This window comes from Streptomyces sp. NBC_00045 (genome assembly GCF_045041095.1).
Lineage (GTDB): Bacteria > Actinomycetota > Actinomycetes > Streptomycetales > Streptomycetaceae > Streptomyces.
Genome location: NZ_CP108272.1, coordinates 121,330 through 147,298, shown reverse-complemented (window position 1 = coordinate 147,298; position 25,969 = coordinate 121,330). Strand labels below are relative to the sequence as shown.

Genomic DNA, 25,969 nt, shown 5'->3' with positions numbered 1-25,969 from the left:
CACGTATCCGGCAGCCCGGGGTCTTCGAGCGCGAGGGCCCCCTTGGCGACAGACGGCGACGCAATCAGCTCCAGCTCGTCCGCACGCCACATCACCGGCTCACCGGGCTCGCGCCACGCCCTGATACCACTCGGGCAGCGACAGACAGGGAACGCGATGCCCTCCGCCGGAGCGGCACGTCCCCGGGCTGCCGTTCGTCACGATCCACAGCACGTCGAGCGCGGCCACCCTGCTGGGCCGCCTGCTCCGGCAGGGTGGCCGGCTCAGCCCAGCAGGTCCTCGCCGGAGTTCTTGCGGATCAGGACCTCGATGCCGTCGAGGACGCGCTCCAGGCCGAAGGTGAAGTCGTCGTCCGTCTCCTGGAAGGTGCCGGCCTCGATCAGTTCGCGGACCGCGGGGAAGGTCTCCGCGTCGACGAACTTGTCCATCGCGCGGCCGTAGTTGGCCATCAACTCCTCCTCGCTCTGGTCCTGGCTGGTCAGCGGCATGGACACCTGCGCGTTGTTGCGCACGTAGCCGACCATCAGCAGCATCACCGAGAGCTTCTCGTTCGGCGAGAGCCCGGTGCGGCCGAGCGTGCGCAGCCCGCATTCGAGCCAGCTCATCTGGCCCGGCTCCAGCGGCGGCCCGCTGACCGGGACCTGGAGCATCCACGGGTGGCGCCGGAAGATCTCCAGGAACGCGCGGGCCCACAGCTCCAGGCCGCCGCGCCAGTCCTTGTCGCTGCCTTCGAGCAGCGGCGGCTTGCCGTACGCCATGTCGACCATGAGCGAGTGGAGTTCGTCCTTGCTCGACACGTGCCGGTACAGGGACATCGTCGCGAAGTCGAGCCGCTCGGCCACCCGGGCCATCGACAGGGAACCCAGCCCGAACTGGTCCGCGTACTCGATGGCCGCCGTGACGATGCGTGCCGCGCTCAGGCCGGCGCGCGCTCCGCGCTGTTCCCGGCTGCGCAGCTCCCACAGCACGTCGATGCTGCCCGGCAGGCCGCTGCCCTCGTTGCTGGTCATGGAGCGTCCCGCCTTCATTCGTCCTCTTCACGGATTCGATGCGTATCACGCACGCATGGGTGACATGTTATGCGTCACCAGGCCGTTTTCCTGCACCCCGGCCGGGATACGGGAAAGGCTCCCGCCGCGTTCGGCGGGAGCCGGTACCCGGACCGGGGCCGGTCAGCCCAGGTGCGCGGAGATCTCCCCCAGGACGGCGCCCGCCTGGGAGTTGAGGTAGAAGTGGCCGCCGGGGTACGTGCGCAGCGCGTACGGGCCGGTGGTGTGCTGCTCCCAGGCGCGCGCCTCCTCGGGCGTCACGTGCGGGTCGCTGTCGCCGGTCAGGACGAAGAGCGGGCAGGTCAGCTGCGGGCCGGGCGCGTAGCGGTAGGTCTCGGCGGCCCGGTAGTCGGAGCGGATCGCCGGAAGGATCATGCGGACGATCTCCGGGTCGCCGAGGACCGCGGTGTCGGTACCGGCGAGGCGGGTGATGTCCGCGAGCAGGCCGTCGTCGTCGCGCAGGTGCACCCGCTCGTCGCGCACGGTGGACGGGGCGCGCCGACCCGAGGCGAACAGTCCGTGCAGGACGGTGCCCTCGGCCTCCAGCCGCCGGGCGACCTCGAACGCGAGGGTCGCTCCCATGCTGTGCCCGAAGAAGGTGACGGGCCGGTCGCACCACGGCCGCACCTCTTCGGCGAGGGCGTCCGCGAGTGCGGCGATGGAGTCGATGCAGGGCTCGTGGCGGCGGTCCTGCCGGCCCGGGTACTGGATCGCGAGGACGTCCACGCCCGGGGTCAGCGCGCGGGAGACGGGGAAGTAGAACGACGCCGAGCCGCCCGCGTGGGGGAAGCAGATCAGCCGGTGCGCGGCGTCCCGGCCGTCGGGGTGGAAGCGGCGCACCCACGCGCCGGTCTCCACGGGTGTCTGGGTGATGGTCATGCGGTGTACTCCTTCGTCCGTGGCCCGACCGCCGCCTGTCCGCGGATCAGCTCCGCGGTGACGGGGTCGAGCTCGCGGGGACCTGCGTCGAACTTGCACCGGACATGGAAGAGGTCGTTCATCAGGTCGGCCGAGCCGATCTTCCGCGACGGCCCGCGCTCGGCGATCCCGGCCAGCGGGAGCTTGCCGGTGTCGGCCCAGGCGAGGCGGCCGCGGGAGTCGATGTAGCTGCGCGCGCGGCCGGCGTTGTCCGGGTGCACGCAGTACGGGACGTCGAGGTAGCCGTGCCGGAACGCCTTGAGCAGGGCGCGCCCGAGGTCGTCGTCGAGGTTGAGGACGGCGTCCACCAGGGCGCGCGCCTCCTGGTAGGTCGGGGAGTCGAGGAAGACGTCGTCGGGTCCGCGGCCGGTGCGCAGCGCGGTCCGGCTGGCGTATTCGAGGGCCTGGACGTTCTCCGCGACGGTCGGGATGCGGCGGGCCTCCGCGGCCGTCTTGACGATGAGGCGTTCCGCGCCGGTGCTGACGGCGAGTTCGGCGGCGCTGCCGAGCAGCCCGTACGCACCGTGGTCGGTCTCGGGGTAGACGCCCATGTACGCGTAGATGACCACGTGCCAGTTGTCGATCGGCAGCAGTTCGGCGCTGAGCCGGCGCAGCGCGGTGACCGCCTCCCGGTCCTGGACCGGGTCGGTCTGCTGGGCGTAGCTCATCGAGACCGAGCGCAGCCCGTGCTGGGCGAAGAACATCGCTTCGAGGAAGCTGATGGCGACGAGCTGGCTGGGCGGGCACAGCTGGCCCATCATGCAGCCGCCGAAGGTCTCCAGGTGCGGTTCGATGCCCACGTCCTGCATGCGGACGTACAGGTCGCAGCAGTCCTCCCAGTTGCGGATGGCGTCCGCGAGCGGGGTGCGCCCGTAGGGCAGGCAGTAGGAGACCGGGCCGCCCTCGGTGGCGTTGAGGTCCAGCCGCATCATCGCCCGGAAGATGTCGATGGGCGTGGCCGAGCCGTGCCGGACCTGGACGGGGAACCCCGCGTCGCGGACGCCGCCGAGCACGGCGGCGGTGGTGGCCGGCGGGTGGCTGACGACCGGGTAGCCGTTGAGGTCGATGCCGTCGCGCAGGGCGGTCTCGACGGCCTCCAGGTTTCCGACGCGGGTGTAGCTGTCGAGGGTGAGGGTGCCGACGGTGGCGGCGTCGGCGGCCTTGGTGGCGACGAGCCCGGTGCGCATCCGGCCGGGGTCCCCGAAGCCCATGCGGGGCTGGACGACCAGGCGGCCGTTGCCGCCCTCCCTGCGGACGAACTCCCCGAAGTCGACGGGGGCCGGGCCGGCGGGCCGCCCTTCGCGGACGGCGGCGGGTTCACTCATGCGGAGACCCGGGCGTGGTCCACGGCGCGCTGCGGCGCGGGCGGCAGCGTGGCGAGGAACGCGTGGAACGCGGCGATCGGGTCCTGGCCGTCCTCGAACACGGCGTCGAAGCCCGCGGCCATCAGCTCGTTCGTGCGGCTGGCGCCCTCGCCGCCGTCGGTGCCGAGCTTGCCGCCGATGACGATCGGGGTCGCGGCGAGCGGGGTGCAGTCCCGGAGCCGGCCGATGACCCGCATGCCGTCCTGGTAGCCGTGGCCGTTGACACTGCTGATCACGATCATCTCGGGGTTGCGGTCGCGGCACTCGGAGACGAGCAGCTCGTCGGGTACGCAGGGGCCGAGGTTGACCACGTCGTATCCGCACTCCTCGATGAGCAGCTGGAGGAAGACGAGGTTCCAGGTGTGGGAGTCGGAGGCCAGGGTGGTCACGATCACGGTCCCCTTCGACCGTTCGACGAACGCCTCCGCGGTTCTCGCGGGCAGGTCACGCATCATCGCCCTCCTCGGTCCGGTACGTGCGTACGTGCTCGATGCGCGAGACCGAGACGACCTTGCCGCCGGACACGGCGACCTCGGTCGGGGCCGGGCGCCCGAGGAACATCAGCAGGCTCGACGTGGGCCCGTACGCACCGGCGTTGGGGATGCGGACGAAGTCGCCCTCCTCCAGCAGGGGCAGGTCGATGCCCCGGCCGAGGACGTCACCCGGGGTGCACAGCGGGCCGACCAGGCTCGCCTTCTCCGTCTCGGCGTCCGCCTCGACCTGCACGGACACCGGCAGCAGCCGGCCGAGGCCGGACATCCCGCCGAAGGTGTTGATGCCGGCGTCGAGGATGACGAACTTCTTGCCCCGGCTGACCTTGACGTTGCTGACGCGGGCGACGAGCGTCCCGCTGTCGCCGGACAGGTAGCGGCCGGACTCGACGGCGAGCCGCGGTGCGCCTTCGCGCCACTGCGGGAAGTGGACGTCGAGCGAGGCCTCCAGCTCGGTGCGGAGCTTGGGGTAGCGGGCCCGCTCGCCGTGCTGCGCGTACGGGACGGAGAAGCCGCCGCCGATGTCGAGCAGGCGCAGCGGGACGCCCAGGTCGTCCTGGATGGCGGCGGCCACGCGGATGGTGTGGGTGAGTTCGCCGATGAGGGACTCCTCGTCGGCGGCGTTGCTCTGCGAGAAGAGGTGGAGTCCGGCGATGCGGGTACCGGGCACCGAGCGCAGCTGCTCGGCGATCCCGGGGACGGTTTCGCTGTCGATGCCGAACTGGGTGGGGGCGCCGGTCATCCGGATGCTGGTGGTGGCGCTGGCCGAGGCGCTGTTGATGCGCAGCAGGCAGTCGGCGACGGTGTCGTGTTCGAGGGCGGCGCCGCCGATGTGCTCCAGGTCGCTCAGGGACTCGGCGGAGAAGGTGCGCACGCCGGCCACGATGGCCTCGTACAGCTCCTCGGGGGTCTTGCCGGGCCCGGTGTAGAGGATGTCGGAGCCCGGGTAGCCGGCTTCGAGCGCTGCGGCGAGCTCACCGGTGGAGCTGATCTCGGCCTTGCAGGCGGGGCCTTCGCCGTCGCGCAGTGCCCGGACGAGGTCGACGTGCGGGTTGGCCTTGAAGGCGTAGAACACCTCGAAGCCCTCGGGCAGCCAGCCGAACAGGTCCCGGCGGGCGGCGCGGGCGCGGTCGAGGTCGTAGACGTACAGGGGCGTGCCGTACTGGCGGGCGAGCTCGGTCGGCTCCATGGACGGGAAACTCACTTTCCACTTCCTTCGAGCAGCAGGGCCAGCTCTTTGCGGGCGTTCTTGCCGTGCTGGGTGAGCGGGAACTCGCTCAGCACGCGGACGATCGCCGGGACCTTGGCGGGCTCCAGTCGCTGGGCCACGCCCCTCAGCACCTCGGCGGGGGTCAGGTCGCCCTCCACGAAGAGGGCGAGGTCGTGCTTGTCACCGGGCGCCAGGGCGGCCGCGGCGCGGACTCCGGGGATGTCCATGGCGGCGCCCTCGATTTCGAGGGTGCTCATCCGCAGGCCCTTGCGCTTGAACATGTCGTCGCGGCGGCCCTCGAAGTAGAGGTAGCCATCGGCGTCGAGGTGGCCGTAGTCCCCGGTGTGCAGGCTGCGCTGCCCGCTGGCGGGGTCGGTGCGGAAGGTGTTGGCGGTGATCTCGGGGCTGTTCCAGTAGCCGGGCATCACGTGCGGGCCGACGGCGACGATCTCGCCGACCTCGCCGGCGGGCAGCTCGTTGCCGTCCGCGTCGACGATCAGGACGCGGGTGCCGGGCAGGGGAAGGCCGACGGCGCCGGGGCGCTCGCGGTCCTCCTCGGGCGGCATCACGGTGATGCGCTTGGCCTCGGTCTGGCCGTACTGGCGGACCACGCGGGCTCCGGGGAAGTGCTCGCGCAGCGCGTCGATGGTGGCCGGCGGCAGGGCGGCGCCGGTATTGGTGAACATCCGTACCGGGGCCTGCGGCTCGGCGTCCCGCTTCGCCAGGCTGACGATCATGGAGGCGAAGGAGGGGACGATGGGGACCACCGTCGCACCGGTCTCGCGCATCCGGCGCACCAGCGTGAGGTCGGAGTCCTGGTCGGCGAGGACGATCTCGCAGCGCGCGATGCAGGTCATGACGACCTTGTAGAGGCCGTAGTCCCAGGACATCGGGAAGCGGCAGAAGACGATGTCGTCCGACCGGTACCCGAGTGCCTCGGTCAGCGCCCGGGAGGCGAACGCCACCTGGGCGTGCGGGCAGACGACGCCCTTGGGGGCGGCGGTGCTGCCGGAGGTGTAGATGAGGGTCGCCACGTCTTCGGGGCGTACCTCGCAGGTGGTGCGGGCGCCGCGGGCGCGCAGTTCCTCGACCTCGGCCCACACGTCGGCGAGCAGGTGCACCGCGCCGACCGCCTCCCGCAGGCCCGCTGCGGTCTCGGCGGAGCCGATGGCCAGCTTGGGCCCGGCGTTCTCGCTGACCTGGCGCAGGTGGTAGGGCTTCATCGTGGGGTTGAGCGGTACGAACACCGCTCCGGCCCGCGCGGCCCCGTAGAACATGGCGGCCAGCTCACGGCTGGTCGGCAGCTGCAGGACGACGGGATCGCCGACGCCCATGCCGCGGCCGGCGAGCCAGGCGGCGAACGCCTGGCTGTACTCGTCGAGCTGCCGGTAGGTCCAGGCACCCGCGGCGTCGCGGATGGCGGGGGCGTCCGGGGCCGCCGCGGCGGCTGCGTCCAAAAGTCCGTGGACGGTTTCGCCCCGGGACGGTCCGGGAGTAATTCCGGTTGTTCCGGATTCTTCACGTATCGAATACGAGAGGCTGACCAACGCCCCACTCCTGCCTCTTCGAGTTGTGGCTCGGTTCGTCCCCCCGTGGAAACCGGCTGGAAAAGAGCCGAGGGAGACAGGACATCCTTCTTTTCAGGTGCCGCTTGAATTCAGACTGAGTGCGGTTGGAACGACCGGGCAATGTGGTCGATCACGACCCTCCGGACGTCGTCCGCGTGTTCGTTCAGGAAGAAGTGCCCACCGGTGAAGACGGTGAGGGTGAACGGCCCGGCGGTGTGTTCCCGCCAGGCGGCGGCCTCGTCGGTGCTCACGTGCGGGTCCTCGGTCCCGGTCAGCACGGCGATCGGCGTGCACAGCGGCGGTCCGGGGCGCCAGCGGTAGCTCTCGGCGGCCTTGTAGTCGCTGCGGATGGTGGGAAGGATCATGCGGACGAGCTCGGGGTCGTCCAGGACGGCCGCGTCGGTGCCCTGGAGGCGCAGGATGCCGGCGACGAGTTCCTCGGCGGTCTCCGCCCGCTCCGTCCCCGCGCGGCCCGCCCGGCCGCGGGCCCGGGACGGGGCGCGCATGCCGGAGACGACGAGCCCGGCCGGCGGCCGGCCCTGCTCCTCCAGGCGGCGGGCGGTCTCGAAGGCGACCATGGCGCCCATGCTGTGCCCGAACAGGGTCACCGGCCGGTCGGACCGGGCCAGGACCTCCTCGGTGGCGTGCGCGGCGAGCGTCTCGATGTCCTCGATGCAGGCCTCCGTACGGCGGTCCTGGCGCCCGGGGTACTGCACGGCCAGGACGTCGACGTCCGGCGCGAGCGCCCGGGCCATCGGGAAGAAGAACGTGGCGGCGCCGCCCGCGTGCGGGAAGCAGACGAGGCGGTGGGGAGCGTCCGGCGAGGGCTGGAACCGCCGGATCCATGCGCTGGTGCCCTGGAGCGTTTCCGTCATGACTCTTCGACTTCCCTTCCCGGCAACCGGGCGGTATCCCGTTGCCCTCGTCCCATCGAAACGGCGCCCGGGCCCGCGCCGCCATTGCCGCCGCCCCCTGTGACCACCCTTCACCACCCCTAATTTCGGCCGGTCCCCGCCATTCCCACCAGGGGCGCGGCGGCTTAGGGGTTTTCAGCAGGGGTGAAGGACAGCAGCCTGAATGAGGTGAACTCCGGTTGGGGGTCCCTCCGGATGGGGGCACCTCCCAGCTGGGGGAGAGTCTGGGGGAGGAATGCGCAGGCGTTTTCCGTGACGCGGTGACGCACCTGTGCGTGCGCCCTCCCACTGCCACCGGCTGAGCCCGAGCCCGACCACGACCCACGCGATCGATCCAGGCCGTGACCGCACACCAGGTGCGGGGCGGATGAGAGAGGGACCCATGACGGAACTCATCCATGCGCAGTCGGAGACGACGGTCCGCCCGTTTCCGCTGGCGCGCACCGGCTGTCCGATGCAGCCGGCTCCCGAGTACGCCGTGCTGCGCGAGACGGAGCCGGTCTCCCGTGTGAAGCTGACGTTCAACGGCCGTGAGGCCTGGCTGCTGACCCGGTTCGAGGACATGCAGCAGATGCTGCGCGACCCCCGTTTCCAGTCGGACATCGCCGACCCCGGCTACCCGCTCCAGTTCGGTTTCCCGTTGGAGCTGCTGGAGCAGGGCATCGTGCAGCGGACCCTGTTCCACATGGACCCGCCCGTGCACACCCAGCACCGCATGATGCTGATGCCGGAGATGACCGCCAAGAAGGTCGAGGCCATGCGGCCCCGCACCCAGGAGATCGTCGACGAGCTGATCGACGCGATGCTCGCCCAGGGCGGCCCGGTCGACATCATCTCCGCGCTGACGATGCCGCTGCCGTCCGTCGCGATGACCGAGCTCCTCGACGTGCCGCGCGACCAGACGGACCTCTTCTACCGCTGGATCACCTCGCTGGTGACCCAGGGCACCCCGGAGGAGCACGCCGCCGCCAACACCGAGGTCGAGATCCTGCTGCACCGGCTGATCGCCGAGCGCACGGAGAACCCCGGTGACGACCTGATCAGCAGCCTGATCCTGCGCAACCAGGAGCGCGGCGGCGACCTCGGCCCCACCGACATCAGCGCCCTCGTGCGCACGATGATCGCCGGCGGCCACGAAAGCACCATGAACGGCATGACCATGGCCGTCCTGGTGCTGCTCAGCCACCCCGAGCAGGCGGCCGTGCTGCGCGAGAACCCGGAGCTCGCCGGCCAGGCCGTCGACGAACTGATGCGCTTCTCCAGCGTCGCCGACCACGGCACCGTCCGGGTCGCGAAGGAGGACGCGGAGATCGGCGGCCAGCTGATCCGCAAGGGCGAGGGCGTCATCTGCTCGCTGACCGCGGCCAACCACGACCCGAGCGTCTTCGCGGACCCGAACACCCTCGACTTCCACCGCAAGGAGGCCGCGCAGAACATCGCGTTCGGCTACGGCCACCACCGCTGCGCCGGCCAGGTCCTGGTCCGGATGCAGATGGAGGTCGTGTTCACGACGCTGCTGCGCCGCATCCCCGGGCTGCGCCTCGCCAAGCCGGTGGAGGAGCTCCCCTTCAAGGAGAAGGCGCTCATCGACGGCCTGCACGAACTGCCGGTCACCTGGTAACGGAGAGGACGAAGATGCTGCAGGTCATTATCGACAAGGACGTCTGCGTCGCCTGTGGGGCCTGTGTGCTCTCGGGTCCGGACGTCTTCGACCAGAACGAGGACGGCCAGGCCGTCCTCGTCGTCGACGAACCCGGCGAGTCGCTGCGCGACCAGATCCTGGAGTCCATCGAGGCGTGCCCGGTGCAGGCCCTGAGCCTCGTCGAGCACGCGGCGGCCGCGGCCGAGTGACCCCACCCGCTTGGACGACCGGGGGCGGGTCCCCGCCCGGGAACCGCCCCTGATCCGTCGCCCGAGCCGTTCGGACGGCCATCCCCCGTCCGCCCGAACGGACCCGGCCGTCCGTCCGGAGACGCCCCGTCGTCTCCGGGCGGACGGCGAGCTTGTTGACGCTCCGTCACATCGGAGTCCTTTCGAACGTCTTTACGTCTTTACGTCCTTTCGTCCGCTGCGGACAACGAGTGTGTGGAGTGCAGATGACTGAGCCCGGAAACTTTGTCTCCGGCACCGACGGTGTGCCGACCGGTCACACCGCGGCGGACGCGGCGACGGAGTCCGCGCTCGTGCGTGACCTCGGAGCGCTTCCGACGGCCGAGCAGACCCACGTCCTGCTCGACCTGGTACGCGATCACGCGCTCGCCGTGCTGCGGTCGAAGTACGCCGACGCCCCGGACGCCCCGGCGGACCTGCCCGTGTCGGTCGACCCCGACCGGTCCTTCAAGGACCAGGGCCTCGACTCCGTCGCCCTGCTGGAGCTCCAGGTCCGGCTGAACACGGCCACCGGCCTGGCCCTGCCGCCGACCGTCGCCTTCGACCACCCGTCCCCGGCCGAACTCGCCGCCCACCTGCGCACCGAGGTCCTGGGCCTGTCGGACCGCCCCGAAGCACCGGTGCGCGCGGTGGCCGTGTCGGACGAGCCCATCGCCATCGTCGGCATCGGCTGCCGCTACCCGGGCGGGGTCGCCTCTCCGGAAGACCTGTGGCGCCTGGTCAGCAACGGCGAGCACGTACGGGACGAGTTCCCCGCCGACCGCGGCTGGGACCTGGAGGCCCTGTTCTCCGACGACCCGTCGACGCCCGGCACCACCTACGTGCGCCACGGCGGGTTCCTGCCCGACGCCGCCGAGTTCGACGCGGACTTCTTCGGGATCAGCCCGCGCGAGGCCCTCGCGATGGACCCGCAGCAGCGCCTGGTGCTGGAGACCGTGTGGGAGGCCGTCGAGCGGGCCGGCATCGACCCCGCCACGCTGCGCGGCACCGAGGCGGGCGTGTTCATCGCCGCCGAGCCGCAGGAGTACGCGATGCGGCTGCACGAGGCCCCGGACGGCCTCGACGGCTACCTGCTGAGCGGCAACGCCCCCAGCGTCATCTCCGGCCGCGTCTCCTACGTCCTCGGGCTCGCAGGTCCGGCCCTCACCGTCGACACCGCCTGCTCCGGCTCCCTCGTCGGCATGCACCTGGCGGTCCAGTCGCTGCAGCGCGGCGAGTGCACGCTCGCGCTGGCCGGCGGTGTGGCCGTCATGGGCAGCCCCGGCACCTTCACCGCCTTCAGCCGGCAGCGCGGCCTCGCGCCCGACGGCACCGTCAAGGCCTTCGCGGCCGCCGCCGACGGCACCGCCTTCGCCGAAGGCGTCGGCGTGTTCGTCCTGGAGCGGCTGTCCGACGCGCAGCGCAACGGCCACCCGGTGGTCGGTGTCATCCGCGGCTCCGCCCTCAACCAGGACGGCGCCTCCAACGGCCTGACCGCGCCCAGCGGCCGCGCCCAGCAGCAGGTCATCCGGCAGGCCCTCGCCAACGCCGGGCTGACCGGCGAGCAGGTCGACGCGGTCGAGGCGCACGGCACGGGCACCACCCTCGGCGACCCGATCGAGGCGCAGGCGCTGCTCGCCACGTACGGCAAGGGCCGCCCCGCGGACCGGCCGGTGTGGCTGGGCTCCGCCAAGTCGAACATCGGGCACACCCAGGCGGCGGCCGGCTCGGCCGGCGTCATCAAGATGCTGATGGCGATGCGGCACGACGAGCTGCCCCGCACGCTGCACGTGGACGAGCCCACCCCCAACGTCGACTGGTCGGCCGGCGAGGTCCGCCTGCTGACCGAGTCCGTCGCCTGGCCGAAGGGCGAGGAGCCCCGCCGCGCCGGCGTCTCCTCCTTCGGTGTCAGCGGCACCAACGCGCACGTCATCATCGAGGAGGCGCCCGCCGCCGACCCGACGGAGCCCGCCGATGCCGCCGACGCCCCGGCCGCCCCCGTGCTGCTGCCGGTCTCCGCCGCGAGCGGGACCGCGCTGCGCGCCCAGGCCGCCCGGCTGCTGGCCCGCGCCGAGGAGGAGGACGCGCCGGCCGCGGCCGACCTCGGCTACTCCCTCGCCACGACCCGCGCCCGCCTCGCCCACCGCGCGGTCATCTCCGCCGAGGACCGCGACGAGGTGCTGGCGGGCCTGCGCGCCCTGGCCGACGGCCAGGAGTCCCCGTACGTCTTCCCGGGCACCGCCGACGGCGGCCGCCTCGCGTTCCTCTTCACCGGACAGGGCAGCCAGCGCGCCGCCATGGGCCGCGGCCTGTACGACAGCCAGCCGGTGTTCGCCGCCGCCCTGGACGAGGCGATCGGCTACCTCGACCTCCAGCTGGACCGGCCGCTCCACGAGATCCTGTTCGCCGCCGAGGACACCGCCGACAGCGCCCTGCTGAGCGAGACGGTGTACGCGCAGGCGACCCTCTTCGCCGTCGAGGTGGCCCTCTTCCGGCTGCTGGAGTCCTGGGGCGTGCGCCCCGACTACGTGGCCGGGCACTCCATCGGCGAGCTGGCCGCCGCACACGTCGCGGGCGTGCTGTCGCTGGACGACGCCGCCACCCTGGTCGCCGCGCGCGGCCGCCTCATGCAGGAACTGCCCAAGGGCGGCGCCATGATGGCGGTGACGGCCTCCGAGGAGACGGTCGCCCCGCTGCTGGCGTCCGTCGCCGACCGGGTGGCCGTCGCCGCGGTCAACGGGCCGGCGTCCGTGGTCATCTCCGGCGAGGCCGACGCCGTCGCCGCGGTCGCCGCGCAACTGGAGGCCGACGGGCACCGCACCAAGCAGCTGCGGGTGAGCCACGCCTTCCACTCGCCGCTCATGGAGCCGATGCTGGAGGAGTTCCGCCGGATCGCCGAGATCCTCGACTACCGCGCCCCGCGCATCCCCCTGGTGTCGACGCTGACCGGGCGCGCCGCGACGGCCGCCGAGCTGTGCTCGCCGGAGTACTGGGTGCGGCACGTCCGCGAGGCCGTCCGCTTCGACGACGGGGTGCGCCGCCTCGCCGAGCTCGGCGCCACCACGTTCCTGGAGATCGGCCCCGACCCCGTCCTGTCGGGCCTGGGCCGCGACTGCCTCGAAGCCCTCGGCGGCGCACCGGTGTTCGTCGCCGCGCTGCGCCGCGGCCACGACGACCTGCGGCAGCTGTCGGCCGCCCTGGCCACCGCGCACGCCCGCGGTGCGCGGGTGGACTGGGAGGCGTACTACGCCGGCAGCGGCGCCCGCCGCGCCGAGCTGCCGACGTACGCGTTCCAGCGCGAGCGCTACTGGCTGGCCGCCCCCGTCTCCCGCGGCGACGCCGCCGGGCTCGGGCAGGTGGCCGCAGACCACCCGCTGCTGGGTGCGGTCGTGTCCCTCGCCGACACCGGCGCCTCGGTGCTGACCGGGCGGGTGTCGGCGCGCTCGCAGCAGTGGCTGGCCGACCACGTGATCGCCGGCAGCACCCTGCTGCCGGGTACGGCGTTCGTCGAACTCGCGCTGCGTGCGGGCGAGGAGACCGGCTGCGAGCGCCTCGACGAGCTGATCATGGAGGCTCCGCTGCTGCTGCCCGCGACGGGCGGGGTGGCGCTCCAGATCGTGGTCGAGGCCGCCGGCGACGACGGCCGCCGCCCGATCGCCTTCTACTCGCGCGACGAGGACGCCCCGGCCGACGCGCCGTGGACCCGCAACGCCTCGGGCGTGCTGGCCGCCGCTGCGGCCTCCGCCCCCGCCTCCGCCGAGCCGTTCGACACGACCGTGTGGCCGCCGCGCGGCGCCCGGCCCGTCGACACCGCACGCCTCTACGAGGACATGGCGGAGCAGGGGTACGGCTACGGCCCCGCGTTCCACGGCCTGAGGGCCGTCTGGCAGGGCGACGGCGTCGCCTACGCCGAGGTCGCGCTGCCGGCCTGCGTCGTGGACCAGGCCTCCGCGTTCGGGCTGCACCCGGCGCTGCTCGACGCCGTCCTGCAGGCCACCGACTTCGCCTCCCCCGAGCCCGTCGCCGACGGCCCGCGGCTGCCCTTCGCCTGGTCGGGCGTCTCCCTGACCGCGGCCGGCGCCTCCGCGCTGCGGGTCCGGATCACCGCGACCGGCGCCGACTCCGTCGCGATCGACCTGGCGGGAGCCGACGGCCTGCCCGTCGCCTCCGTCGAGTCGTTCACGGTCCGCCCCGTCACCGCCGAGCAGCTGCGCCCGCAGGCCCACGACGCGCTGTTCCACCTCCGCTGGACCTCCCGGCCGCTGCCCGCGCCGCACGAGGACGCGCCCGCCGCCGTCGCCCACCACGCCCTCCGGGGCGCCGCGGGCGACGTACCCGCGCAGGTGCGCGCCGTCGCCGGGGACGTCCTGACCGCGCTCCAGCAGTGGCTGGACGACGAGCGGTCGGCCACCGGCCGGCTGGTCGTCCTGACCCGCGGGGCGCTCGCCGTCACCCCGGGCGAGGACATCGACCTGTCCCAGGCACCGGTGTGGGGCCTGGTGCGCTCCGCGCAGGCCGAGAACCCGGGCCGGTTCGCCCTGCTGGACACCGACGGCTCGCTGGAGCCGGACGAGCTGCTGCGGATCGCCGCGGCCCTCGACGAGCCCGAGGCGGCCGTCCGCGGCGGCGAGCTGTACGTGTCCCGGCTGGCGACGCTGCCGTCGGCCGACCCGCAGCCCTCGCCGTGGGGCCCGCAGGGCACCGTACTGATCACCGGCGGCACCGGCGGGGTCGGCGCCGCCGTCGCCCGCCACCTCGTCACCGAGCACGGCGTACGCCACCTGCTGCTGACCGGCCGCCGCGGCGGGGACGCCCCCGGCGTGCGCGAGACCGCCGAGGAGCTGACCGGGCTCGGCGCCCGGGTGACCGTCGCCGCGTGCGACGCGTCCGACCGGGACGCCGTGGCCGCATTGCTCGCCGCGATACCCGCCGACCGACCCCTGACCGCCGTCGTGCACGCGGCCGGTGTCATCGACGACGCACTCGTCGGCTCGCTCGACGCCGGACGGCTGGACACGGTCCTGCGGCCCAAGGCCGACGGGGCGTGGAACCTGCACGAGCTGACGCAGGGGCTGGACCTGTCCGCCTTCGTCCTCTTCTCGTCCACGGCGACGCTCCTCGACGGCGCCGGCCAGGGCAACTACGCGGCCGCCAACGTCTTCCTGGACGCGCTGGCCGCCACCCGCCGCGCCGCCGGACTCCCGGCGACCTCCCTCGCCTGGGGTCTGTGGACCGGCGTCGGCGGCATGGGCGGACAGCTCGACGAGGCCGCCCTGCGCCGCATCGAGCGCCTCGGCCTCCAGGTGCTGTCCCCCGCAGAGAACCTCGCGCTGCTCGACGGCGCGCTCACCGCGACCGGCGGCGAAGCCGCCGTCGTACCCGTCCGGTTCAACCTGCGCACGCTCCAGGCGCGGGCCGCCGAGGTCCCGTCCGTCCTGCGCGGCCTGGTCCGCCCCGCCCGCCGCAGTGCGGGCACCGGCGCCGTCCCCGTCGAGCAGTCCCTGGCCCGCCGGCTGGCCGGCCTCTCCCGCGCCGAGCGCGGCGAGGCCCTGCTGGACCTCGTCCGTACGCAGGTCGCGGCCGTCCTCGGCCACGAGAGCGGCGACCGCATCAACCCGACGCGCGCGTTCAACGAGATGGGCTTCGACTCGCTCGCAGCCGTCGAGCTCCGCAACCGGCTCAGCTCGGCCATCAGCATCCCCCTGGCCGCCACCCTCATCTTCGACTACCCGTCGCCGAGCGCGCTCGCCGACCACCTGGCGGCCAAGCTGGGCGACCCGGGCAAGGAGGCCCGCCGCACGGCGCCCGCCACCGCACCCGTCCCGGCCGACGACGACCCGATCGTGGTCGTCGGCATGGCCTGCCGCTACCCGGGCGGCGTCTCGACGCCGGACGACCTGTGGCAGCTCGTCCAGGGCGGCGTCGACGCCGTCGGCTCGTTCCCGACCGACCGCGGCTGGGACTCCGACATCCACGACCCGGAGCCGGGCAAGCCCGGCAAGAGCCTCAGCGACAAGGGCGGGTTCCTCTACGAGGCCGCCGAGTTCGACGCCGAGTTCTTCGGGATCAGCCCGCGCGAAGCGCAGGCCATGGACCCGCAGCAGCGGCTGCTCCTCGAAGTCTCCTGGGAGACGTTCGAGCGGGCCGGCATCGACCCGCACGACCTGCGCGGCAGCGACACCGGCGTGTTCGCCGGCGTGATGTACCACGACTGGGGTCTGCGCCTGGGCCCGCTGCCCGAGCAGCTCGCCGGCTACCACGGCAACGGCAGCCTCGCGAGCGTGGTCTCCGGCCGCGTCGCGTACGCGCTCGGCCTCGAAGGCCCCGCGGTGACCGTGGACACGGCGTGCTCCTCGTCCCTGGTCGCCATGCACTGGGCGGCGCAGGCACTGCGGCGCGGCGACTGCGGGCTCGCCCTCGCGGGCGGCGTGACCGTCATGTCCACCCCGGACACCTTCATCGACATGAGCCGGCAGGGCGGCCTGGCCGCCGACGGCCGGTGCAAGTCCTTCGGCAGCGGCGCCGACGGCACCGGCTGGGGCGAGGGCGTCGGCCTGGTGCTCCTGGAGCGGCAGTCCGACGCCGAACGCAACGGCCACCGCATCCTCGGTGTCCTGCGCGGTTCCGCGGTCAACTCGGACGGCGCGTCCAACGGTCTGACCGCCCCGAACGGCCCGTCGCAGCAGCGCGTCATCCGCCGTGCCCTCCAGGACGGCGGCCTGAGCGCCGCCGACGTCGACGTCGTCGAGGGCCACGGCACCGGCACCACGCTGGGCGACCCGATCGAGGCGCAGGCCCTGCTCGACACGTACGGCCAGGAGCGCCCGCAGGACGGCCGGCCGCTGCTGCTCGGCTCGATCAAGTCCAACATCGGCCACACGCAGGCCGCCGCCGGTGTCGCGGGCGTCATCAAGATGCTCCAGGCCATGGAGCACGGCGTCCTGCCGAAGACCCTGCACGCCGACGAGGCCTCCCCCCAGGTCGCCTGGGACGCGGGCGCGGTGGAGCTGCTGACCGACGCGGTCGAGTGGCCCGCGGGCGGGCGCCCGCGCCGCGCGGGCATCTCGTCCTTCGGCATCAGCGGTACGAACGCCCACCTCATCCTCGAAGAGCCGCCGGTGGCGGCCCCGGCCGAGGCTTCCGGAGAGGCCCCCGAGGCCGCCGCCGGACCGGTCCCGTGGGTGGTGTCCGGGCGGACGGCGCAGGCCGTACGGGCGCAGGCGGCGCGACTGGTCGCGCACCTGGAGACCTTGGACGAGGCGGACCTCGCCGTGACGGGCCGGGCGCTGGCCACGCGGCGCGCCCGGCTGGGCGAGCGGGCCGTCGTCGTGGGTGAGACCCGCGAGGAGCTCCTTGCCGGCCTGACGGCCCTCGCCGAGGGGGCCACGGCCCCGGGCGTGGTGCAGGGTCAGGTACGGGAGGGCAAGTCGGCCTTCCTGTTCACGGGCCAGGGCGCGCAGCGTCTGGGCATGGGCCGTGAACTGCACGCCGCGTTCCCCGTGTTCGCCGCCGCCCTCGACGCCGTGGTCGCGGCGTTGGACACACACCTGGACACCCCCCTCTACGAGGTGATGTGGGGCGAGGACGAGGCCCTGCTGAACAACACCGCGTTCACGCAGCCCGCCCTGTTCGCGATCGAGACGGCCCTGTTCCGGCTGGTGGAGTCCTGGGGTGTGCGGCCGGACTTCCTGGCCGGGCACTCCATCGGTGAGATCACGGCCGCGCACGTGGCCGGGGTCCTGTCGCTGGAGGACGCGGCCCGTCTGGTCACGGCGCGCGGTCGTCTGATGCAGGCGCTGCCCGCGGGCGGCGCGATGGCGGCGATCGAGGCCACCGAGGAGGAGGTCCTCCCGCACCTCACCGACTCCGTCGGCATCGCCGCGATCAACAGCCCGCGCTCCATCGTGGTGTCCGGCACCGAGGACGCCGTCGAGGCGATCCGGGCCGCGTTCACGGAGCAGGGCCGCAAGACGACCCGGCTGCGGGTTTCGCACGCCTTCCACTCACCGCTCATGGACCCGGCACTCGCCGAGTTCCGCGCCGTCGCCGAATCCGTGACCTACGCACCCGCCCGGATCCCGGTCGTGGCCGGCGTCCACGGCGAGATCAGCGAGGACTGGGGCACCCCGGAGTACTGGACCCGCCACCTGCGCGAAGCCGTCCGCTTCTCCGACACCCTCCAACACCTCGCCGCCAAGGGCGTCACCCGGTTCCTGGAGCTCGGCCCCGACGCCATCCTCACCGCCCTCACCCGGACCACCCTCGACGCCGCTCTCGACGCCGAAGGTGACACCGAGGCGCCGGTCGTCGAGCCGGTGCTGCGCAAGAACCGCCCCGAGGCGCAGACGCTCCTGACCGCCGTCGCGCAGCTGCACACCACCGGTACGCCGATCGACTGGGCGGCCTTCTACCGGGCCGCCGAGGACCGCTGGTCCGATCTGCCGACGTACGCCTTCCAGCACCAGCGGTACTGGCTGGAGGGCGCGGCGGCCGGCGGCGGTGCCGGGCTCGGCTCCGCCGGTCTCGAATCCGTCGGGCACCCGCTGCTCAGCGCCGCGATCGCCGCCGCCGACTCCGGCGAAGTCGTCCTGACCGGGCGCCTGTCGGTCGACACCCAGCCCTGGCTGGCCGACCACGACGTCCTCGGCTCGATCCTGCTGCCGGGCACCGGCTTCGTAGAGCTGGCCGTCCGCGCCGGCGACCAGGTCGGCTGCGACCGGATCGAGGAGCTGCTCCTCGAAGCACCGCTGATCGTGCCCGCCCGCGGTGGCGTGGCCCTCCAGGTGCGGGTCGGTACCCCGGACGCCTCCGGCGCCCGGTCGGTCTCCGTCCACTCCCGCGGCTCCGCCCCGGACGCCCCGTGGACCCGCCACGCGTACGGCACGGTGGTCCCGGGTGCGCCGGCTCCCGCGTTCGACCTGTCCCAGTGGCCGCCGGCCGGTGCGACCGCGCTCGACGTCAACGGCGCGTACGACCGGCTGCTGGAGCGCGGGTACGCGTACGGCCCGGTGTTCCAGGGCCTGAAGGCCGCCTGGATCCGGGGCGACGACGTGTTCGCCGAGGTGGCGCTGCCCGAGTCGGCGCACGCCGACGCCGCGCAGTTCGGTCTGCACCCGGCCCTCCTCGACGCCGCGATGCACGCGGACCTGCTCGGCGGCAACGGCGCCGCCGAGGGGGCCACGCTGCTTCCGTTCTCCTGGAACGGGGTCACCCTGCACGCGGCCGGTACGTCCGTGCTGCGGGTGCACATCCGCCGCGTCCGTGGCGACGAGGTGTCGGCGATCATGGTCGCCGACGAGACGGGTGCACCCGTGGCGACCGTGGAGTCGCTGGTGTCGCGTCCGGTCTCCGAGGCGCAGCTCGCGGCGGCATCCGGTGACGCGTCCGCCTCCCTGCACCGCGTCGAGTGGTTGCGTACGGCTCCGAGCGGAGCCGAAGCGGCCGAAGCCGCCGTGTGGTTCGCCCCCGTCCCGGCCGGCGACGACGCCGCGGCCCGGGTGCGTGCGGTGGTGCCCGAGGTGCTCGCGAAGGTCCAGGGCTGGCTGGTCGATCCGGAGTCCGGATCCGCCCGCCTCGCGGTGGTCACCCGCGGCGGTGTCGCCGTCCTGGCCGGCGAGGACGCCGATCCGGCGCAGGCCGCCGTATGGGGCCTGGTCCGGGCCGCCGAGGCGGAGAACCCCGGCCGGTTCGTGCTGGTCGACGTGTCCGCCGACGCCGCCGATCCGGACGCCGACGTGGCGGCCGCGGTGGCCTCCGGCGAGCCCGAGACGGCCGTGCGCTCCGGCGAGGTGCGCGTCCCGCGCCTGACCCGGATCGCCTCCCCCGCGCCCGCCTCCCCGTGGAGTGCGACCGGGACCGTGCTGGTCACCGGCGGTACCAGCGGCCTCGGCGCACTGGTGGCCCGCCACCTGGTCGCCGAGCACGGGGTGCGGCACCTGCTGCTGACCAGCCGCCGCGGCCCGGACGCGCCGAACGCCGGGGCGATCGTCGCCGAGCTCGCCGAGCTGGGCGCCCACGCCTCCGTGGCGGCCTGCGACGTGACGGACCGGGAGTCGCTCGCCGGCGTCCTGGCCGGCATCGACGCGGACCACCCGCTGAGCGGGGTGGTGCACGCGGCGGCCGTCGCGGGCGGCGGGCTCGTCGGCTCGCTGACCTCGGAGGGCTTCGACTCCGTACTGCGGCCGAAGACCGACGGCGCGTGGAACCTGCACGAGCTGACCCGGGACGCCGGACTGTCGGCGTTCGTCCTCTTCTCCTCCGCGGGCGGCTCCGTACTGGCCGCCGGCCAGGCCGACTACGCGGCGGCCAACTCGTTCCTGGACGCCCTCGCCACGCACCGCCGGGCCCAGGGCCTGCCGGCCACGGCACCCGCGTTCGGCATGTGGGGCATCAGCACCGGTCTCGGCGGTGACCTCACCGACGCCGACCTGGAGCGGATGAAGCGGCTGGGACTGCCGGCGCTGACCGTCGCGGAGGGGCTCGCCCTCTTCGACGCCGCGGTCGCCGGGGACGACGCCGTGGTCCTGCCGCTGAAGACGGACGCCGCGGCGCTCGCCGCCCGTGGCGAGGACCTGCCCGCGCTGCTGCGCGGCAAGGTGCGCGGACCGGTCCGCCGGACCGTACAGGCGCAGGCTTCCGAGACCTCCGAGCTGGAGCGCCGCCTCGCCGGGGCCTCCGCCCAGGAGCGCGACCGGATCGTGCTCGAACTCGTCCGCACGCAGGTGGCGGCGGTGCTCGGCCACCCGTCCCCGGACGCGATCGGACCGGAGACCGCCTTCCGCGAGCAGGGCTTCGACTCGCTGGCCGCCGTCGAACTGCGCAACCTGCTCCAGGCCGCGACCGGTCTGCGGCTGCCGGCCACGCTGGTCTTCGACTACCCCAACTCCCGGGCGGTCGCGGGCTTCGTGCTGGACAAGCTGTCGGCCACCGCCGGCCAGGCGGCACCGGCCGCTGCCGCCGCGCCCCGCGCCGGGGCCTCCGCTCCCGCCGACACGGACCCGATCGCCATCGTGTCGATCAGCTGCCGCTTCCCGGGCGGCGTACGGTCCGCCGAGGACCTGTGGCAGCTGGTCGCGGAGGGCCGCGACGCCGTCGGGGCGTTCCCGACCGACCGCGGCTGGGACGCCGACGCCATCTACGACCCCGAGCCCGGTACGCCCGGCAAGACGTACGCCAAGGACGGCGGCTTCCTGTACGACGCCGCCGAGTTCGACGCGGAGTTCTTCGGGATCATGCCGCGCGAGGCGCTCGCGATGGACCCGCAGCAGCGCCTGCTGCTGGAGGCCGCGTGGGAGACGTTCGAGCGGGCCGGGATCGACCCGCAGACTCTGCGCGGCAGCCGGACCGGCGTGTACGCGGGCATCATGTACCACGAGTACGGCAGCCGGCTCACGGACGTCCCCGAGGACCTCGCGGGATACCTCGGCAACGGCAGCGCGGGCTCGATCGCCTCGGGCCGCGTCGCGTACACCCTCGGTCTGGAGGGCCCGGCCGTCACGGTCGACACCGCCTGCTCCTCGTCCCTGGTCAGCCTGCACATGGCCTGCCAGGCGCTGCGCTCCGGTGAGATCACGATGGCGCTGGCCGGCGGTGTGACCGTCATGCCGACGCCGGACCTGTTCGTCGACTTCAGCCAGCAGCGCGGCCTCGCCGCCGACGGCCGGTCCAAGGCCTTCGCCGGGGCCGCCGACGGCACCGGCTGGGCGGAGGGCATCGGTCTGCTGCTCGTCGAGCGGCTCTCCGATGCGGAGCGGCTCGGCCACCCCGTGCTCGCCGTGATCCGGGGCAGCGCCATCAACCAGGACGGCGCGTCCAACGGCCTCACCGCCCCCAACGGGCCTTCCCAGCAGCGGGTCATCCAGCAGGCGCTGGCCGCGGCCGGGCTCACGACGGCCGATGTGGACGCCGTCGAGGGCCACGGCACGGGCACCCGTCTCGGCGACCCGATCGAGGCGCAGGCCCTGCTGGCCACCTACGGTCAGGGCCGCGACGAGGACAAGCCGCTGTGGCTCGGCTCGATCAAGTCGAACATCGGCCACGCGCAGGCGGCGGCCGGTGTCAGCGGTGTGATCAAGATGGTGGAGGCGCTGCGCCACGGCGTCCTGCCGAAGACGCTGCACGTGGACGAGCCGTCGCCGCAGGTCGACTGGACCGAGGGCAACGTACGGCTGCTGACCGAGCCGGTCGAGTGGCCGGCGGGCGGGCGCCCGCGCCGCGCGGGTGTCTCCTCGTTCGGCCTCAGCGGTACGAACGCGCACGTCATCCTCGAAGAGGCTCCGCAGACCGCGGCGGAGCCCGCAGCGGAGCCCGCAGCGGAGCCGGTCACACCGCCCGCGGCGGCCGCCGCGCCGACCGCCCTGACGGTGTCGGCGAAGAACGCGAAGGCACTGCCCCGGCAGGCCGAGGCGCTGCGCGCCCACCTGGAGGCCCACCCCGAGCAGTCCCTGACCGACGTCGGGTACTCGCTGGTGGCGTCCCGGGCGGCGCTGGACCACCGTGCGGTCGTCCTCGCCGACGACCGTGCGGCGGCGATCCGGGAGCTGGCGAAGCTGGCCGGGGGGACGGAGTCCGCGGACGTCGTCACCGGCGGTCGCGTGGACGGTGCCACCGCGTTCCTGTTCACGGGCCAGGGCGCGCAGCGCCTGGGCATGGGCCGTGAACTGCACGCCGCGTTCCCCGTGTTCGCGGAGGCCCTCGACGCGGTTGCCGCCGCGGTCGACCCGTACCTCGACACCCCGCTGTACGAGGTGATCTGGGGCGAGGACGAGGCGCTGCTGAACAGCACGGCCTACACCCAGCCCGCCCTGTTCGCCATCGAGACCGCGCTGTTCCGGCTCGTCGAGTCCTGGGGCGTCCGGCCGGACTTCCTGGCCGGCCACTCCATCGGTGAGATCACGGCCGCACACGCCTCCGGGGTCCTGTCCCTGGAGGACGCGGCCCGCCTGGTCACCGCCCGCGGTCGCCTCATGCAGGCGCTGCCCGCCGGCGGCGCGATGGCCGCGATCGAAGCCACGGAGCCGGAGGTGCTGCCGTTCCTCTCGGACGAGGCCGGCATCGCCGCGATCAACAGCCCGCGCTCCATCGTGGTGTCCGGCACCGAGGACGCCGTCGAGGCGATCCGGGCCGCGTTCACGGAGCAGGGCCGCAAGACGACCCGGCTGCGCGTCTCGCACGCCTTCCACTCACCGCTCATGGACCCGGCGCTCGCCGAGTTCCACCTGGTGGCCGAGTCCGTGACCCGGCACGAGCCGAGGATCCCGGTCGTGGCCGGTGTGCACGGCGCGATCAGCGAGGACTGGGGCACCCCGGACTACTGGACCCGCCACCTGCGCGAGGCGGTCCGCTTCTCCGACACCGTCCAGCACCTGGCCGCGAAGGGCGTCCAGACGTTCCTGGAGCTCGGCCCCGACGCCATCCTGACCGCCCTCACCCGGAGCACCCTCGACGGCGACGACGCGGTCGTCGAGCCCGCCGTACGCAAGAACCGCCCCGAGGCGCGCACCCTCCTGACGGCGCTGGCCCGCCTCCACACCACCGGCACGCCCGTCGACTGGTCGGCGCTCCACGCCGGATCCGGCGCGCAGGTGGTCGAGCTGCCGACGTACGCCTTCGAGCGCCGGCCGTACTGGCTCGACGCTCCCGCGGCGGCCCCGGCCGGCGACGTCACGAGCATGGGCCAGCAGCCGGCGCAGCACCCGCTGCTGAGCGCGGTGGTGGTCTCGCCGGAGGCCGGGGGCGTGGTGCTGACCGGCCGGCTGTCGGTGAAGACCCACGCGTGGCTGGCCGACCACGACGTCCTCGGAACCGTGCTCCTGCCCGGTACCGGGTACGTGGAGCTCGCCATCCGCGCCGGTGAGGAGGTCGGCTGCGACGTGATCGACGAGCTCACCATCGAGGCGCTGATGCCGATGCGCGAGGACGGCGGCGGCCTGGCCGTCCAGGTCACCGTCGACGCGGCCGACGCCACCGGCCGCCGCTCGCTCGCCGTGTACTCGCGTCCCGACGACGGCCCGGCGGACACGCCGTGGACGCGGCACGCCAGCGGTGTCCTCGCTCCCGGGGCCCAGCACCCGCCGGCTCCCGAGTCGTTCGGGGTCGGGACCGGGGTGTGGCCGCCGGAGGGCGCGCAGGAGGTCGACATCTCCGGCGTGTACGACTACCTCACCGGCCAGGGCTACGGATACGGGCCCATGTTCCGCTGCCTGCGCGGGATCTGGACGCGCGGCAAGGAGACCTTCGTCGAGGTGTCGCTGCCCGAGGACGACCTCGCGGTGGGCGCCGAGTACCGGATCCACCCGTCGATCCTCGACGGCTCGCTCAGCGCGACGGACTTCATGGACGGGCGCCGGCCGCAGGACGTCGGGGGCACCCAGCTCCCGTTCGCCTGGGCCGGTGTGACCCTGCACGCCGCCGGTGCCTCGCAGCTCCGGGGCAGGATCACGGCCGTGGAGTCGCACAAGTCGCAGGGCTCCGACGCCGTCCGCATCGAACTGTCCGACCTGCGGGGCACTCCGGTCGCGACCATCGACTCCCTGGTGGTCCGCCCGGTCACGGCGGCCCGCGTCAACGCCGCCGCGGCCGCCGGCCAGGGCGAGCGCACCTCGATGTTCCACATGGTGTGGAACCAGCTGCCGCTCGGCGCCAGCGCCTCGGCGGTCGCCGACCGCTGGGCGGTGCTCGGCGGCTCCGACCACGCCTTCGGCGACGGCCTGGCCGCGTACCCCGACCTGGGGGCGCTCACCGCGGCCCTGGACGGTGGCGCGGAGCTGCCCGAGGTGGTCCTGCTGCCCGTGCCGGCGGGCGAGGGCGACGTACCGGGAGCGGTCCGGTCGGTGACCGGCGCCGTCCTCGACGTCCTCCGGGCCTGGCTCGACGAGCCCCGCTTCGGCCGGTCCCGGCTGGCCGTGGTCACCCGGGGCGCGGTCCAGGCGAAGGACACCGACACCGTCGACCTGGCCCAGGCGCCCGTGTGGGGCCTGCTGCGCTCGGCCGAGGAGGAGAACCCGGGACGCTTCCTCCTGGTGGACACCGACGGCTCGGCCGCCGCCCACCAGGTGCTGCCCGCCATCGTCCTGACCGGCGAGCCGGAAGCGGCGGTGCGCGGCAGCGAGGTCAAGGTTCCGCGCCTGGCCCGGATCGCCTCCAGCCAGGTCGCCTCCGACCTGCCCTGGTCGGCGGAGGGCACCGTACTGATCACCGGCGGTACGAGCGGCCTCGGCGCGATCACCGCCCGCCACCTGGTGGCCGAGCACGGCGTACGCCACCTGCTGCTCACCAGCCGCCGGGGCCCGGACGCGCCCGGCGCGCGGGAACTGAGCGCCGAGCTGGCCGGTCTCGGGGCGGAGGTTTCGGTCGTCGCCTGCGACGTGTCGGACCGCAGCGCCGTGGACGCGCTGCTGGCCGGCGTGTCCGCCGAGCAGCCGCTGACCGCGGTGGTGCACGCGGCGGCCCTGATGGACAACGCGCTGACCGCGCAGCTGACGGCGCAGCAGGTCGACGCCGTACTGCGGCCGAAGGCGGACGCGGCGTGGCACCTGCACGAGGCGACGCTCGGCATGGACCTGTCGGCCTTCGTCCTCTTCTCCTCCTGCGCCGGACTCGTCGTCGGCGCCGGGCAAGGCAACTACGCGGCGGCCAACCGGTTCCTGGACGGGCTCTCCGCGCACCGCCGCTCGCTCGGCCTGCCCGCCACCTCGCTGGCGTTCGGCCTGTGGGAGACGAAGACCGGACTGGGCGGCGGCGTCACCGACTCCGACCTCGGCCGGATGAAGTCGCTGGGCCTGCCGGCGCTGCCGACCGCGGAGGGGCTGGAGCTCTTCGACGAGGCGATGACCCTCGACGAGGTGATGATCGCCCCGATCCGTGTCGACAACGCGGCGCGCGGTGCGGCGCCCGGCCAGGCCCCGGTACTCCTGCGGGACGTGCTGAAGGCCGAGCCGGCGGCGCAGCAGCGCCAGGACGTGCGGGCCCCGGCCGTGGCGGCCGCGGCCGCGGCGGCGGCCGGCTCGCTGTCGCTGGAGGAGCGGCTGGCCCGGATGCGGCCCGCCGACCGGGAGCCGGCGGTCCTGGACCTGATCCGGGCCCAGGTCGCGGCTGTCAGCCACAGCGACCCGGACACCATCGACGTCAACAAGGGCTTCACGGACCTGGGGCTCGACTCGCTGGCCGCGATCGACCTGCGCAACCGGCTCCAGACCGCGACCGGAATGCGCCTGCCGGCGACCATGATGTTCGACTACCCGAGCCCCGTCGTGATGGCGGAGTTCCTCCTCGAAGAGATCCTCCCGGCCATCGAGGACGCCGCGGAGCCCGAGCCGGCGGCGTCGGCCCAGGACGAGAACACGATCCGCGAGGCGCTCGCCTCGATCCCGGTCGCCGCACTGCGCGAGGCGGGTCTGCTGGACGCGCTGCTGAGGCTCGCCGGACCGGTGGAGCAGCAGGGGGCGCCGGCCGCACCGGCGGCGTCCGGTGGGCCTGCCGCGCCGCAGGCCGCCGACCGCAGCGAAGAGATCAAGAGCATGAACATCGACGACCTGGTGCGTGCCGCGCTTGCGTCCGCCGAACCGAATTCGAACGAGGGCTGAGGT

10 protein-coding genes are annotated in these 25,969 nt (G+C 73.8%); 3 read left to right on the top strand and 7 right to left on the bottom strand.

Annotated elements, in window-relative coordinates; genetic code table 11:
• Positions 1-263: 263 nt before the first annotated feature.
• From OHA65_RS36690 to OHA65_RS36660, 7 genes are all read right to left on the bottom strand, one after another.
• Positions 264-1,010 (bottom strand): TetR/AcrR family transcriptional regulator, encoded by a 747-nt coding sequence (locus OHA65_RS36690; protein WP_327286170.1) that lies wholly within the window; start codon positions 1,008-1,010, stop codon positions 264-266.
• Between the two features lie 162 nt (positions 1,011-1,172).
• Positions 1,173-1,928 carry an alpha/beta fold hydrolase gene (locus OHA65_RS36685; protein WP_327286169.1) on the bottom strand — a complete coding sequence of 252 codons (756 nt, stop codon included), beginning with the start codon at positions 1,926-1,928 and terminating at the stop codon, positions 1,173-1,175.
• Positions 1,925-3,292: a methylaspartate mutase gene (locus OHA65_RS36680; protein ID WP_327286168.1), complete on the bottom strand. Its 1,368-nt coding sequence runs from the start codon at positions 3,290-3,292 to the stop codon at positions 1,925-1,927. The genes OHA65_RS36685 and OHA65_RS36680 overlap by 4 nt, the downstream gene beginning before the upstream one ends.
• Positions 3,289-3,786: a cobalamin-dependent protein gene (locus OHA65_RS36675; RefSeq protein ID WP_331736284.1), complete on the bottom strand. Its 498-nt coding sequence runs from the start codon at positions 3,784-3,786 to the stop codon at positions 3,289-3,291. Before OHA65_RS36675 ends, OHA65_RS36680 begins: the two co-directional genes overlap by 4 nt.
• Positions 3,776-5,011, bottom strand: coding sequence for a type III PLP-dependent enzyme (locus OHA65_RS36670; protein ID WP_331730397.1), 1,236 nt, complete (start codon positions 5,009-5,011; stop codon positions 3,776-3,778). Before OHA65_RS36670 ends, OHA65_RS36675 begins: the two co-directional genes overlap by 11 nt.
• A gap of 11 nt (positions 5,012-5,022) precedes the next feature.
• Complete coding sequence (locus OHA65_RS36665; RefSeq protein ID WP_327286166.1) at positions 5,023-6,489, bottom strand: AMP-binding protein; 1,467 nt, start codon at positions 6,487-6,489, stop codon at positions 5,023-5,025.
• Positions 6,490-6,689: 200 nt separating this feature from the next.
• Positions 6,690-7,475 carry an alpha/beta fold hydrolase gene (locus tag OHA65_RS36660; RefSeq protein ID WP_327286165.1) on the bottom strand — a complete coding sequence of 262 codons (786 nt, stop codon included), beginning with the start codon at positions 7,473-7,475 and terminating at the stop codon, positions 6,690-6,692.
• A gap of 421 nt (positions 7,476-7,896) precedes the next feature.
• Between OHA65_RS36660 and OHA65_RS36655 the strand changes: the two genes are divergently transcribed.
• From OHA65_RS36655 to OHA65_RS36645, 3 genes are all read left to right on the top strand, one after another.
• Positions 7,897-9,135, top strand: coding sequence for a cytochrome P450 (locus OHA65_RS36655; protein WP_327286164.1), 1,239 nt, complete (start codon positions 7,897-7,899; stop codon positions 9,133-9,135).
• A 14-nt stretch (positions 9,136-9,149) separates the two neighbouring features.
• Positions 9,150-9,365 (top strand): ferredoxin, encoded by a 216-nt coding sequence (locus tag OHA65_RS36650; RefSeq protein ID WP_327286163.1) that lies wholly within the window; start codon positions 9,150-9,152, stop codon positions 9,363-9,365.
• A gap of 245 nt (positions 9,366-9,610) precedes the next feature.
• The gene (locus tag OHA65_RS36645; RefSeq protein ID WP_331736279.1) at positions 9,611-25,966 is read left to right on the top strand and encodes a type I polyketide synthase; all 16,356 of its coding nucleotides are present in this window, start codon (positions 9,611-9,613) and stop codon (positions 25,964-25,966) included.
• Positions 25,967-25,969 lie beyond the last annotated feature (3 nt).